The sequence below is a fragment of the Parageobacillus sp. KH3-4 genome (assembly GCF_022846435.1).
Lineage (GTDB): Bacteria > Bacillota > Bacilli > Bacillales > Anoxybacillaceae > Parageobacillus > Parageobacillus thermoglucosidasius_A.
This window is the reverse complement of record NZ_AP025627.1, coordinates 1,725,007-1,738,524: the sequence shown is the minus strand read 5'-3', so window position 1 is coordinate 1,738,524 and position 13,518 is coordinate 1,725,007. Positions and strand designations below refer to the sequence as shown.

Below are 13,518 nucleotides of genomic sequence, written 5' to 3'. Positions count from 1 at the left end.
AAATCATTATAAATGAATGTTCTCCAAACACCACTCCGAGTTCAGCAAACTTAAATCTCTGGAAAATAAAACATCTTTTTGCTGCCTCTTTTTCCACGTAATCTCTTTGGATAATCTAATAAATTTTATTTTATAAACTAAACTTGCAGAATTAATGGATTTAAACAAAGGACAGTTGCCGAAGGAGATCACACTTTATGAGGAGATCGGCTCACGATTATTCATTTTCATAAATAGGATTAATTTCTTATTCTACTTTTTTTCTATCTTCATTAAGATGAATTATTGTAATATTGTGAAGAAAAAGGAGAGACTTCCGATGAATTTTTCTCTTTGGATTAAAACAGAAAGCAATTCTTCTCATAAAACAGCGTTTGAACTGCCAAGCGAACGAAAGCCTGTCCGGACAAAAGATGCGGTCATTAATACGCAATTGGAAATGATTGAGCTAACGCATCGCGATTTAACCATATTGGCACAGTTAAAACCGTGGGTGGAAGAAAAAATTGATTGGATTGTCGGACGCTTTTATGAAACGTTAGAGAAAGAACCATCTTTATTTCAAATTATCCATCAGCACAGTTCGATTGAACGTCTAAAACAGACGCTTACTACGCATGTGATTGAAATGTTTGAAGGGCGCATCGATGAAGCATTTATTGAAAAACGTACGCGCATTGCGGTCACGCATTTAAAGATTGGTCTGCTGCCAAAATGGTATATGTGCGCATTTCAGCAGCTTCAGCTATCGCTTATCGAAGCAATCGTTCCACATCTCGATGATCCTTTATTGTTGATCGAAGCAGTAAAATCGATCACAAAAATTTTAAATTTTGAACAACAGCTTGTTTTAGAACAATATGAAAAAGTGAATGAAAAAATCCGAATGCAGATGGAACAAGCAAAAAATGATCTCAAACTGCAATTGCAAGCGACAGCGCAAGAACTTTCCGGCATATCCGGAGAAGTCTATGCTTCGGTTTCTGAATTGACGACAGAAGCGATGAACATTTTACAATCAATCAAGGAAGCTTCCTCTATTTCCGAAAAAAGCGAGCGCCATTCTGCCGAAGGTCAAGAAAAATTACAAAAACAATTATCAGAAATCCGCCATATTCAAACAATGATGAAAGAGATCGATGCAGAAATCAACAGCTTACAACAGTCAGCCCGTGATATCGCAGGAATCAACAGTATCGTGACAGAGATTGCCGATCAGACAAACATGCTTTCGTTAAATGCTTCGATTGAAGCGGCGCGTGCGGGAGAACACGGCAAGGGGTTTGCTGTTGTTGCTGACGAAGTGCGAAAGCTTGCCTTCCAGACAAAAAAATCTGTCGCTGACGTCACAAGCATTTTAGATGACTTGAACCGGAAGGTAAAAGCCATTTCTGAATCAATCAATTCAGCACATGCATTGATTGACCGTGGGACAAGCGATATGGAGAAAATCCACCAGTTTTTTGAAACATTATCACAGTCGCTCCAGCAAATTCGCACTCAAAATCAACGGATTCGTGAAAAGATGAAGCGATACGTAGATGTAGTCACAGATATTAATGATGCCACCAACAATGTCGCTGTATCGGCCGAGAGATTGGAGCAATTAACAAACGGCTTATAGCTAGCAAAGCCTTTGCCGCTTTGAGTGAGTGGCAAAGGCTAAACAATGTTTGTGTTTCTTGCAATTTTTGAAGGGAAAGTATAGAAAAATGGTTGGTAAATATTTATAAATTGCACAAAATAAAGACATATCATGAGACAAAGGAAAAAATCGCTCCCGCTGCAAACGAAAATACGACCACCAGCCAAGGCGGCCATTTCCAAATGGTTAATAAGGCAAATGCAGCTAGCGCTAAAGAGAAATCAAGAGGGCTTTTTACCGCCTTCGTCCATACCGGATGGTACAGCGCCGCCAGCAAAATGCCTACGACCGCTGCGTTAATGCCGCCAAGCGCCGCTTGAAAGCGAGGGTGATGACGTAGCCAATGCCAAAATGGAAGCATTCCAATGATTAATAAAAAGGAAGGAAGAAAGATGCCAATAGTAGCGACAAGCGCCCCTCTCCATCCAAAACTAGCCATTCCCAGATACGAGGCGAACGTAAACAACGGCCCGGGTACCGCCTGCGCGGCGCCATATCCTGCAAGAAACTCATCGGCAGTCAGCCATCCTGTTGGGACGACTTCCGCTTGTAATAAAGGAAGAACAACATGTCCCCCTCCGAATACTAAAGCACCAGAGCGATAGAAGCTATCAAACAGCGCGATCCAATGGGAGTCCGTCAGATTGCGCGCCATCGGAAGCAATATTAGCAAAGCAAGAAACAAAATAAGCAAGCTGACCGCTGTTTTTTTATGGATTCCGACAGCAATCAGAGTCGGCTTTTCCTCTATGGTGTTTTGCACCAAAAATGAGCCGGCAATTCCTGCGGCAGCAATGATGCCTACTTGACTAAACACGCTCGGGACAAGCAGCGTAAAAACCGCAGCAACGATGGCAATGGAAGCGCGAGGACGATCATAGGCAAAGTTTTTCGCCATTCCCCAGACCGCTTGCGCCACGACGGCGACCGCGGCTACTAACAGTCCGTGAAGCCATTCTGTACTAATTGAAGAAGCGTCTTGAAAAAAATAAGCGAATAAACTGAGCGCAAGCGCGGACGGAAGCGTAAAACCAAGCCATGCGGCAAAAGCGCCCCAAAAGCCCGCTCGCATAAAGCCAATCCCTATTCCTACTTGGCTGCTCGCTGGACCGGGTAGAAATTGGCACAATGCCACTAAGTCCGCATACGTTTTTTCATCCAGCCATTGACGCCGCTGCACATATTCTTCGCGAAAATACCCTAAATGGGCAACAGGGCCGCCGAACGAAGTCAAACCAAGGCGAAATGCTGTTTTCCACACTTCCCAAACGGAACCTTTTTTTTGGACCTGCATTTTCTTTTTTTGATTCAATTGGCTGTTCCCCCTAGGTAAGAACGCTTTCTGTCCTCGACATCACCGTTTTTGATTTTTGCTTCTGCCACACAAAGCGGCAGTTGTAATTGCATGGAAACCATGTATATATTTCCTTGTCCGACATGTGTTCATGATACGTGTTTGTGCCATCGTCCAATAAGCAAATGGACATCCGAAACTTGTTGGAAGCAGCATTTTTAGAATAACCCGGATCATAAAGATGCAGCCTTTTGTTATTCACGATATGATCATGGCTGCAAAATGGATTCACCAAATCTGTGAAGCAACTATTCCTAGCAAAATACCAATAACGGCGCTTGACAAAGTGCCGATGAGATAATACTCGGAAAACTGTTTATGTTCAAATTGCTTGAAACGGGCCAACGTTTTTAGCGCCGCCAAAAACGCAAGCCCTTGCACCATATCCATTATCATAAAAATGACGATCAGCATTCGTTCCAACATACCAATGATGGAACCGATTTTTGCGGGAGAATCGCGAAAAAATTGTTCCGTTTTTACGGTAGTAATTTCGACTTCCTGTCCCCCGTCATTCTTGTGTCTTATTTTTACTTCCATTTTTTCATCAGATAAACGATAAATCCCTTCCTGCAGTTCGCGATTCGGCATAATGTCTTGCAGCACAATTTGCAGAAAACGGTCGGCGCCATACGTAGCTAAAATAAAGACGCAGCCTGTAGCGACGATTTTTTCGTCCGTGGTCCATCCTCTAAAAAAAGAAGCTGCGCCGTTGTCTAATAGCCGCGTTGAAATGTGCAGGCCATGAAAAGCGATCCAAATGGTCAAAAAGTGAAGCATTTGGTCAAGAAGAAATAAAAATGCTTGATTGCCTGTTCCTTTCAAGTTATCGTTCAGCTTCATTTTGCCATAGTCAATAAGATAATGACAAATAGAAATAAGCAAAATTGCCTGTCCAGACAATAAAAAAACAGGAAGATGAAAAGAGTTATTCATCGACATCGCTATAAAGCTGGCGATGGCCATCAGAACGATATGAATGGCGACATGTTTACCTAGGAAAAGAATCGGCCTCTCCTTTCTTCCGTTGACGCATCGGTCCGGTTGGAACATAAAATCTCCTAGCAAATGTGCGGCGTAAAAATATATCCACAATGCCAATCGCTCCTTATGCTTTTAAAAGGGTTTGATACAAAAGCAGCAGTTGAGTCAGGCTAGCTTCTGCCATCTTCACTTTTTGATAATCGGCGCGTTTCAGCAAATAACTGACGGTAGAAATAGGCGATTTGTATCCCAAATGGTTGCCGATTTTTTCATATGTCCATTCAGGATATTGTTCCATTAAAGAAATGACTTGCTTTTGCTTATCCGTCCATTTTCGCTTTATTGATAAGATAAATCCTAATAGCGTATTAAGCGGTTCGGAAGGCAGTGGTTCAGATAAAATATAAAAACTTGTTTCTGTTTCTCTTTCGTTCCAAATTTTTATTTTCTCCTTGTTTCCTTTTAAGTGTTTGTCTCGTGCTTCAAATGCATGTAATACCGCGCTTCCATTTATCGCATGGACATCGGTTGTATTCGTCGTTTCTAATTTTCCAACGCCAATCCCTAGGTAAAACGGGCATCGGTGCAAATGAGATTGTTGCACAATATAATCAATAAGCGGGTATGCGCTAGCAAAGTTCGCGATGACCCCAATCAGCTCATCCCCGTTTCGGATCGTAAACGGAACGAGTAAATCGTGATGAAATCGCTTATTGATTGCCTGTTCGCATTCGCTCAGGATATTTAGCAAACGAGTTTTTTCCATCTGTTTCGACTTCTTGACATCGGCGGCAACACAGATAGCTGGTATTGGTTTCATAGCATCCCTCTTTTTTGTTGATGTATATACATCAATATTATCATTGTTGTTAAATAAACATCAACCACACTTTCTAAAAGTATTCTCTCTATGATCAATGAAATATCGGCTTCCGTTTTTGAAACAACGAGGGGCGTAATTGCCTCCGCACTGGCGCTATCCCTATCTTATTCGTTTCTTACATTAACAATCATTTTATCACCGTTTTTGTCTCCGAAAAAGTTCATATCCTTTTTGGATAATACCATCGCCAAATTTTTGCTGAAGGTGCTCAATCGTATTCCATAGCTCTTCCTTTTTGGCCTCCTCTTCAAAGTGAAACAAGTCTAATTGTTTCACTGCCTCCCTTTTATCAAACACGTCGACGGCAGTAATTCCTAACAGCCTTACCGGATTGCCGTTCCAATGACGTTTTAATAAGTAAGCGGCACGCTGAAAGATCTCTTCCGCCTCTTGAACTGGATTTTCCCATGTTTTGCTGCGGGTGATTGTTTGAAAATTGCTGTAGCGGATCATAATTTGGATGGTGGAAGAAACAACATGCTTCTGTTTCATTCGCTTGCTGACGGATTGCGCCAAACCGCGCAACACTTCAAGGAGAACCCGCTCCTCTGTCACATTGCGGGAAAGCGTTGTGGAGTTCCCAATTGATTTCCATTTCTCTCCTGCCTCTGGGTCAACTGGACGGGGATCTATCCCATTCGCTCTCTCTTTTAAGCGAATCCCAGTAATACCAAGTAAATTTTGCAATGTCGCTTTTTCCGCCTTTGCCAATTCGCCGATAGTAAAGATGCCAATGCCATTTAGTTTTTTTGCTGTTTTGTCACCAACACCATGCATCTGCTGAACAGGGAGAGGCCAAAGTATTTTTGGCACATCGCGCTTGCGCAGAACGGTAATGCCTAACGGTTTTTTTATGTCGCTTGCCATTTTTGCCAAAAATTTATTTGGCGCAATGCCAATGCTTACGGGAATATGCAGCGTTTTTAACAATCCTTTTTGGATTTGCTCTGCGATGTCCAACGGTGAACCGCGTGAATAACAATCAGTGATATCTAAATATCCTTCGTCAATTGAGGCAGGCTCCAAAACAGGGGTAAACGTCTTCAAAAATTGAAATACTTTCTCGCTTATATCGCGGTATAAGTGAAAGTCGGGCTTTAATATAACAAGATGCGGGCATCTTTTCTTCGCTTCCCATAACGGCATCGTCGTATAAATGCCAAAGCATTGTTTTGCGATATAGTTTGCCGCTAGCACAACACCTTTGCGTTCTTTCGGGTCTCCCGCTACAACAACCGCTTTTTCTTTTAATGATGGATCTCGCGCGATTTCGCAGCTCGCGAAAAATGAATTACAGTCGACATGTAAAATGACACGACCGTATTTTTGGCGCGTTGCTTCCATGTTGTTTTTCTCCTTTTTTGCACTAATAAAAATTAGAATGTTATGACCGTTCTATCTGAAATGCCGATTTTTTTGCGCATTAAGCCCGGAACGTTGGCATACGGCGCATTATCGCTTTTAGACAGCGCCTACGTATAAATACATACAAATTTTTGCACTTCCGCTTTTTCTAACACCAAAAGAGTTTGCCATATTAGGGATGTTTTTAAAACAGCCAAACAGAGTTTTAGCAGAGAACAAATTTCATAGAGAAATCGTAAAAGGCATTTTAATTATAGCACATATGTTCGTTTGTTTCTATGACAGAGTTTATGTTCCGTTCATTTGGAAGCGGTAAGCTTTAGTTTATTGGTTTTTTCTTTGTTTCCTTTGATTATTTAGAACATAGTTTAAATAAATTAGTTTAATCACTAAAACAGCCTCTCACCGTGCAAAGATAAGAGGCTGTTTTACCGCCTTTCCGTTATGATTAGGCCATTGGCTTAGAATTGTTTCTGCTCCAAACCGAAAAAATATTTTAAAGGTACAGGGCGTTCTCCGGCATATGGAGCAGCCTAGCCGTTTAAATCGAATGACAAGCCAATCTTTATAACCGCCGCCACTCGGGTTTTTTGTCGGCTTTACTAACAAGTATTTCGATAACATTTAACGCAAGGCGACAATCGCGTTGTGCTTGTCCTTTCGTTTGCTGGAAATGCCAATAAATAATTGTCTGGGAGAATAAATAATGGTAGAAAACGGTGGTTAGAAAATTGTGCGCAAGTGTAAAGTCTCGTATTGCCTGCACTTCAGGCCCGCTATATGGCTGCGGTCCTTTAACCGTCTTTCAAGATGGCAACAAATTGTTTTCTAATATGCGTATATTGTCTGTTCAAATCACCTTCGAATATTCGCTTTCCGGGCAGAGAAATCTTTTTTTGCTATTATATATACACCATTTAATTACTTTCCCTCTCGATTTTTTATTCCATTTAAAATCAAATCCACATAGATTTCCGCTAGTTTTTCTTCCGATATTTCTCCATCGGGGTTAAACCAGTAATAGCTCCAGTTTGTAATACCTAAAATTCCAAACGTAACCATGTGGGGAGTATGCGTTTGCTTAAACTCTCCTTCTGCGATTCCTTCTTCAATAAGCTTTTGATAGTTTTCGCGAAACGCCCGTCGCTTTGCCTTGATTTCTTGCAAATGCTCTTCATGTAGATGCCGCATTTCCCGAAAGAAAATGCGCGCACTTTTTCTTCTCGTTCTAATATTATGGATGAGCATATAAACGATTTCATATAACTTTGTCGTGCAATCTTTATTTTCATCTCGCAAAATGCGTTCTTGCTGTTGTAAAAGATCTTCGATATACGTCAAGCAAATATCTCTTAATAGTTCTTCCTTGCTTTTGAAATAATAATAAAATGCGCCTTTGGTAACTCCCATCGCTTCGACGATTTCTTGCACGGACGTTTCTTTAAATCCTTTGCGATCAAATAGTTCAATGCTTGTTTCGATAATTTTTTCCTTCATGTGTCCATTCCTTTCGCCATTTCTTCTCGTTTAATAATTTTTGTTGTCTTCTTAAGCGAGAACTCATGCTGTTCCTCTCTGCTGCTCCTGTATTTTTTTACAAAATTCTCCTCTGTCATTCGGATTCATATTTTAATAGATAGAAAAAACGACTTCTCCTTTTACGACTTCTTTCCCGTTTTGATTGACGGCAGAAACATCGAAACGCAGTTTCTTCTCTTCCTTTTCCTTGACCGTCGCTGTTAATGTAATGGCATCATCCAGAAAAACCATCGATTTAAAGCGAACGAAATAATCTTGAATAAATCCTTCTTCATAATAAGGCGTAAACAGTTTTGCGAGATTTCCCATCGTCCACATTCCGTGCGCAATAATTCCTGGCAGCCCAGCTTTTTTCGCTTCTTCATCTATCGTATGAATCGGATTGTAGTCGCCGGATGCCCCAGCGTATTTGATTAAGTCAAGCCGCGAAACAGGGAAAAGCTGCACTTCTTCTAGCGAATCTCCGACTTGCAGTTCGATCATCTTTATCATACAATCATCGCCTTTCTTACCGCTTCCGTAATAATAATCGTGGATGTGGAAGTAAAAATGACATTCCCTGATGAATCTTCTCCGTAGTTGGTGATGACTAAAAATCCAAGCTTCCCCATGCTGCTTTGCTTTTCATAGTAATCTTCCACTTTTGAATAGCAATATAATTCCTCGCCGACATAAAGCGGCCTTTCATAATGAAACCGCTGCTCGCCGTGAATCAGCCCTTTGCTTGGAAGCTTCAATCCTTCAATCACGCCGTAGTCAAACACCCTTGGAAATGTCGGAGGAGCGATGTTCGCTTTGTATCGTGATATTTTTCCCGCTTCTTCATCCCAGTAAATTGGATGCGGGTCGCCGATCGCTTCGGCAAACTTTTTGACCGCTCCCCGTTCGACAACATTTTTTACTTTATTGGAGCGTTTCCCGATATATTCGGCAAACATCTGACCGTTTTCCCTCCTGATTTAATTTTTTGGACCTCCGGCCACGTATAGAACTTGGCCGTTAATAAACGAAGACTTCTCATCGGCGAAGAAAGCGACCGCCTGGGCGACATCTTCCGGTTTTCCGCTTCTTCCGACCGGAATTTTCGCCACACTCGCTTGAATCAATTCTTCAAACGAAATGCCTAATCTTTCCGCCGTTGCTTTTGTCATATCCGTTTCGATAAATCCAGGCGCGACTGCGTTCGTTGTGATGCCGAATTTGCCCAATTCAATCGCCAACGTTTTTGTAAATCCTTGGATTCCAGCTTTCGCTGCGGCATAGTTCGCTTGGCCGCGGTTGCCGAGGGCGGATGTCGAAGAAATGTTAATAATGCGTCCGTACCGTTTTTCTACCATATATTTTTGAACGGCGCGGGCGCAATAAAACGCTCCTTTTAAATGGACATCCATCACGGTTTTCCAGTCATCATCCGTCATTTTAAAAAGCAAGTTGTCGCGAATGACTCCGGCGTTGTTGACGAGAATATCGATCGACCCGAATTGATCGACAATTTCTTTTACCGCTGCTTCGACTTGTTCATGGTCGGTGACGCTCGCGACTTTCGCATATACTTCATAGCCTTTTGCTTTTAATTCATTTGCTGTTGCGTGCAGCGCTTCTTCATTTAAGTCGATGAACGCCACTTTCGCTCCTTCTTCGGCAAAACGTTCGACAATCGCTTTTCCAATTCCGCGGCTTCCTCCTGTAACGAACGCCACTCTCCCTTTAAATCTTGCGCTCATTCGTTTATTCCTCCCTCATAAAATCTTTTTTGATGAAAAATTTACAAATATTAAGATAACGCTTTCATTTTTATAAAAATTGACCAAGCTTCACATGTCCTTTTAACAAGTTTCTCGCGATAATCACGCGCTGAATTTCATCGGTGCCGTCATAAATGCGCCAAAGTCTTGCATCGCGGTACCAGCGTTCGATCGGCATTTCTTTCGTGTAGCCCATGCCACCGTGAATTTGCATCACACGGTCGACGACACGATTGCCCATGTTAGCCCCAAACAATTTGGCCATCGAGGCTAAATGGCGGTTGTCTTCACCTTGGTCGAGCGTAAACGCCGCGTTTAGCACAAGCCATTTCGCTGCTTCAATTTCGACGGCCGAATCGGCGATCATCCATTGAATTGCTTGTCTTTCCGCGATCGGCTTGCCAAACGTTACGCGCTCTTTCGCGTAGTCAATCGCCATTTGCAGCAGCCGTTCCGCTGCCCCGACCGCACGGGCACCGACAATCCAGCGGGCATATCCGATCCATTCTAACCCAAGCTTATAGCCGCCATGCAATTCTCCTAAAATGTTTTCTTCCGGCACACGCACATTTTCAAAAATTAAACTAGCCGGCGTCGATGGCCCCATCGTATGTATCGGTTCGGAACGCCAGCCCATTTCGCGGTCCACAATAAAGCAAGTAACTCCTTCCCGCCCGTTCGTCGCTTGATGGCGTTCTTTGTCCGTAATGGCGATCACCATCACAAAATCCGCTTCGTTTCCGCCGGTGATAAACGTTTTTTCCCCGTTTAATACCCATTCGCTTCCATCTTTTACTGCTGTCATTTTAATGTTTCTCGTATCCGATCCCGCGCCTGGCTCTGTTATGGCAAAGCATGATTTTTTCTCACCATTAATGGTCGGAAGCAAATATTTTTTCTTTTGTTTTTCATTCGCGTAATAGAGAATATTATCTGCCGACCCGCCAAACCGGAATGGAACAAACGTTTTCGACACTTCTATCGTCACAATCGCCTGCATCACATGCCCAAGGTTGGCGCCGCCATACTCCGCCGGTGTATTAATCCCCCAAAACCCCGCTTCCTTCGCCTTTAGCTGCAATTCTTTCAATGTTTCCTCAGAAAGCCCTGGCTTCCCTTCCCGCTCTTTTCGCAGCACCTCATTTTCTAACGGCATTAATTCTTTTTCAACGAATTTGCGAATGGCCTTTTGCACCATCCGCTGTTCGTCCGTAAGACGCAAATACATTGTGATCCCTCCATTCTATTCAATTTTCTATTACTCATACATATGCATATTACCAAAAATTATACCAACCAGTTGGTATGTTAATGTTATTATATTCTAAAATTTAAAAAAATACAATATTTTCATTTTTTATTGGTTAAAAAACAAGCAGATGCAGTTGAAGCGATGTTCAACATGCATCCGCAATGTATTGCTGTACTTTGGCAACCGTCTCTCCGATTCCTGCATGGAGGACGATGTCAAATAAATCATTCATTTTCGTCGGCGTTTTATTAACAAGGACTTTGCGGATATGGGGAGCTTCCGCGGCAACATAGGCAGGAATTAAATTGACTGGAGCGACTTCCAGACTCGTTCCCATCGCGACCAACAAATCGCTGCCATCTGCGGCTTGCAACGCCTCTTCGAATCGTTGGACCATTCCTCCAAACAAAACAACATCCGGTTTTAAAATTTCGTTGCATGTTTTTCCATTTTTTAATGTCCGCACACACCGTGGCACATCGTGGCTATTGACAAACGCTAAATCATATTTTGTTTGGCATTTCGGGCATGTCGCCGTTTGCAATGTACCGTGTAACTCAATCACATTGGCGCTTCCCGCTTTCTCGTGCAACCCGTCAATATTTTGTGTCAAAATAACCACTTTCTTTCCCATATCTTCTAGCCACTTCAAAAAGAGGTGGCCTTGATTTGGCGCAAAATTCCCCATCAACTTCAATGAAAAAATACGCTTAAATTTATGCCAAAAATCAACAGGATGGTTCTTAAAGTAATATTCAGAAATATAATGCTCGACATTTTCTTCTTGTGAATAAATGCCGTTTTCGCTGCGAAAATCTGGAATTCCTGATTCAGTGCTCATTCCCGCTCCAGTCAACACGGTAATTTTCTTTGCATCCATAATCCATTGCGCGAATTCCTTTATCTTATCCATGGCCATTTCTCCTTTCTATCCATGAGGTGAAACACCCGTCTCTTTTTATCATATATCAATTTTTTGTGTCAAAAAAAATGTCACAATCACCGGAAAATCACGATTATTCGCAATTGATTTATTTTGTCTTCTTTATTATATTATCACTTTACCAAATTAAAATGATCGTTTATGATGATAAAGTAAATTAGCTGTAGCGACGGTATTATATAAGGAGGACATACCTATGGCAACGAAAAAATGGGGATTATGGATTTTAACCGCCTTTGTCGTCGGCAACATGATCGGCGGTGGTATATTTATGATTCCGGCAAGCTTGGCGCAAGTCGCAAGCCCAATGGGATCAGCTCTTGCTTGGATGGCAACCGGATTGGGAGTTTTCATGATTGCGCTCGTGTTCGGCAGTTTAGTGACAAGGAAGCCAGAATTGAAAGCGGGGCCGCAAAGCTACGCGCAGGCGATGTTTTCCTCGCCAAAAGCGGGGAATGTCGCAGGCTACAGCATGGCATGGGGATATTGGGCCGCAAACTGGGCAGCGACCGCGTCTGTCATTATTTCTTTTGCCGGCTATTTAAGCGCATTTTTCCCGATTATGCAAAGCGACCGCGTTCTCATTACCATCGGAACGTTTCAATTAGAAACAGGAAAAGCGCTCACGTTTGCAGTTTGCACGGTCGTATTATGGGGAATTCAATGGATTCTCGCCCGCGATTTTCAACAAGCGGGAAGCATTAATATTTTGGCGACGGGAGCGAAAGTCATCGGCTTTCTCCTTTATATTGTTGCTACCGTCTCAGTGTTTAACGCCGCGAATTTAGGCAGCGGATTTGCATTCACGGATGAAAAAGGACAATCAGTATCCGTTCCAAGCCAAATCAACGGAGCGGCAATTACGATGCTTTGGGCGTTTATCGGCATTGAATCGGCTGTTATGCTGTCAAACCGCGCGAAATCGCAAAAAGATGTAAAAAAGGCGACATTGCTTGGATTAATTATTTCGGTACTTATTTACATGGGAATCACATTGTTAACGATGGGAGCTCTTTCGCAAGAACAGCTGCAGCAATCGCAAAAGCCGCTCGTGGACGCGCTGCATGCGGTTATCGGCAGCAACGGAGCCTACATCATGGCAATTTTAGCGCTTATTTCCTTGTTCGGCTCGACGATCGGCTGGATTGTCGTCAGTTCGGAAGTTCCTTATCAAGCGGCAAAAGAAGGATTGTTTCCCGCTTTCTTTGCGAAAACGAACCGAAACGGCAGCCCTGTCCGTTCTTTGTTTATTACCAATTTCATGACGCAAATTTTTCTATTTTCGACCGTATCGGGAACGGTGAACGAAGCGTATAATTTCGCGATTGTCGTCGCGACGCTCGCCTACTTAGTTCCGTATCTCGTCTCGGCATTATACCAGCTGAAATTAATTATAACGGGAGAAACGTATGAAAACGCAACGCGCATTCGCATCCGAGACGGCATCATCACAACAGCGGCACTAGCGTACTCGATTTGGGTCATCAAAACGGGAACTGCAGATTGGCATACATTTTTCTTAGGAATCGGCCTATTTATGGCAGGGTTGGTATTATATCCATTCATCATGAAGCCAAAATCGCTCGATCACAAGCAGACCAAATTAAAAAGAGCGTAAAGGGACCAACGAAATCGCTGGTCCCTTTTGCTTTTATTATCTTTGCCCCCACGCTATCTTATTCGCTGTCTTATATATCGCATCTCACTTTTTCACTAGGATCCGCTTCTCCATAAATATAATTTCAAAAAATCAGCTATACAAATTCTCGAACAATAACGTTATTTCCTGCCAAACGACTGTATTCATT

The 13,518-nt window shown here is 42.6% G+C and carries 12 protein-coding genes; 2 read left to right on the top strand and 10 right to left on the bottom strand.

Going from position 1 to position 13,518, the window contains the following annotated elements; genetic code table 11:
* Positions 1 to 319 precede the first annotated feature (319 nt).
* On the top strand, positions 320 to 1,624 hold the full coding sequence (locus tag MWM02_RS09060; protein ID WP_244403507.1) for a globin-coupled sensor protein: 1,305 nt from the start codon (positions 320 to 322) through the stop codon (positions 1,622 to 1,624).
* 130 nt (positions 1,625 to 1,754) lie between these two features.
* On the opposite strand, the gene chrA is transcribed toward MWM02_RS09060, so the two are convergent.
* The 10 genes from chrA to MWM02_RS09010 form a co-directional block, all read right to left on the bottom strand.
* Complete coding sequence (gene chrA / locus MWM02_RS09055) at positions 1,755 to 2,957, bottom strand: chromate efflux transporter (protein ID WP_244403506.1); 1,203 nt, start codon at positions 2,955 to 2,957, stop codon at positions 1,755 to 1,757.
* A gap of 270 nt (positions 2,958 to 3,227) precedes the next feature.
* The gene (locus MWM02_RS09050) at positions 3,228 to 4,094 is read right to left on the bottom strand and encodes a DUF3307 domain-containing protein (RefSeq protein ID WP_244403505.1); all 867 of its coding nucleotides are present in this window, start codon (positions 4,092 to 4,094) and stop codon (positions 3,228 to 3,230) included.
* A gap of 13 nt (positions 4,095 to 4,107) precedes the next feature.
* Entirely contained in the window at positions 4,108 to 4,803 is a 696-nt protein-coding gene (locus MWM02_RS09045) for a SatD family protein (RefSeq protein WP_064551869.1), read from the bottom strand.
* Positions 4,804 to 5,001: 198 nt separating this feature from the next.
* Positions 5,002 to 6,210, bottom strand: a complete 1,209-nt coding sequence (locus MWM02_RS09040) for a DNA polymerase IV (RefSeq protein WP_244403504.1) — start codon at positions 6,208 to 6,210, stop codon at positions 5,002 to 5,004.
* Between the two features lie 942 nt (positions 6,211 to 7,152).
* Positions 7,153 to 7,728, bottom strand: coding sequence for a TetR/AcrR family transcriptional regulator (locus MWM02_RS09035; protein ID WP_244403503.1), 576 nt, complete (start codon positions 7,726 to 7,728; stop codon positions 7,153 to 7,155).
* 132 nt (positions 7,729 to 7,860) lie between these two features.
* Positions 7,861 to 8,262: a MaoC family dehydratase gene (locus tag MWM02_RS09030; RefSeq protein WP_244403502.1), complete on the bottom strand. Its 402-nt coding sequence runs from the start codon at positions 8,260 to 8,262 to the stop codon at positions 7,861 to 7,863.
* Entirely contained in the window at positions 8,259 to 8,708 is a 450-nt protein-coding gene (locus tag MWM02_RS09025; protein ID WP_244403501.1) for a MaoC family dehydratase N-terminal domain-containing protein, read from the bottom strand. The genes MWM02_RS09030 and MWM02_RS09025 overlap by 4 nt, the downstream gene beginning before the upstream one ends.
* A 21-nt stretch (positions 8,709 to 8,729) precedes the next feature.
* Positions 8,730 to 9,494, bottom strand: a complete 765-nt coding sequence (locus MWM02_RS09020; RefSeq protein ID WP_244403500.1) for a beta-ketoacyl-ACP reductase — start codon at positions 9,492 to 9,494, stop codon at positions 8,730 to 8,732.
* Positions 9,495 to 9,564: 70 nt separating this feature from the next.
* Positions 9,565 to 10,743, bottom strand: a complete 1,179-nt coding sequence (locus tag MWM02_RS09015) for an acyl-CoA dehydrogenase family protein (RefSeq protein ID WP_244403499.1) — start codon at positions 10,741 to 10,743, stop codon at positions 9,565 to 9,567.
* Positions 10,744 to 10,912: 169 nt separating this feature from the next.
* Positions 10,913 to 11,680, bottom strand: a complete 768-nt coding sequence (locus MWM02_RS09010) for an NAD-dependent protein deacylase (protein ID WP_064551862.1) — start codon at positions 11,678 to 11,680, stop codon at positions 10,913 to 10,915.
* A 226-nt stretch (positions 11,681 to 11,906) separates the two neighbouring features.
* On the opposite strand from MWM02_RS09010, the gene MWM02_RS09005 reads away from it, so the two are divergent.
* Complete coding sequence (locus MWM02_RS09005; RefSeq protein WP_244403498.1) at positions 11,907 to 13,328, top strand: amino acid permease; 1,422 nt, start codon at positions 11,907 to 11,909, stop codon at positions 13,326 to 13,328.
* Positions 13,329 to 13,518: the final 190 nt, after the last annotated feature.

Coding starts and splice junctions, on each gene's coding strand:
- MWM02_RS09045 (WP_064551869.1), bottom strand. CDS start 4,803: ATGAAACCAATACCAGCTATCTGTGTTGCCGCCGATGTCAAGAAGTCG.
- MWM02_RS09040 (WP_244403504.1), bottom strand. CDS start 6,210: ATGGAAGCAACGCGCCAAAAATACGGTCGTGTCATTTTACATGTCGAC.
- MWM02_RS09010 (WP_064551862.1), bottom strand. CDS start 11,680: ATGGATAAGATAAAGGAATTCGCGCAATGGATTATGGATGCAAAGAAA.
- MWM02_RS09060 (WP_244403507.1), top strand. CDS start 320: ATGAATTTTTCTCTTTGGATTAAAACAGAAAGCAATTCTTCTCATAAA.
- MWM02_RS09015 (WP_244403499.1), bottom strand. CDS start 10,743: ATGTATTTGCGTCTTACGGACGAACAGCGGATGGTGCAAAAGGCCATT.
- MWM02_RS09030 (WP_244403502.1), bottom strand. CDS start 8,262: ATGATAAAGATGATCGAACTGCAAGTCGGAGATTCGCTAGAAGAAGTG.
- MWM02_RS09025 (WP_244403501.1), bottom strand. CDS start 8,708: ATGTTTGCCGAATATATCGGGAAACGCTCCAATAAAGTAAAAAATGTT.
- MWM02_RS09020 (WP_244403500.1), bottom strand. CDS start 9,494: ATGAGCGCAAGATTTAAAGGGAGAGTGGCGTTCGTTACAGGAGGAAGC.
- MWM02_RS09035 (WP_244403503.1), bottom strand. CDS start 7,728: ATGAAGGAAAAAATTATCGAAACAAGCATTGAACTATTTGATCGCAAA.
- MWM02_RS09005 (WP_244403498.1), top strand. CDS start 11,907: ATGGCAACGAAAAAATGGGGATTATGGATTTTAACCGCCTTTGTCGTC.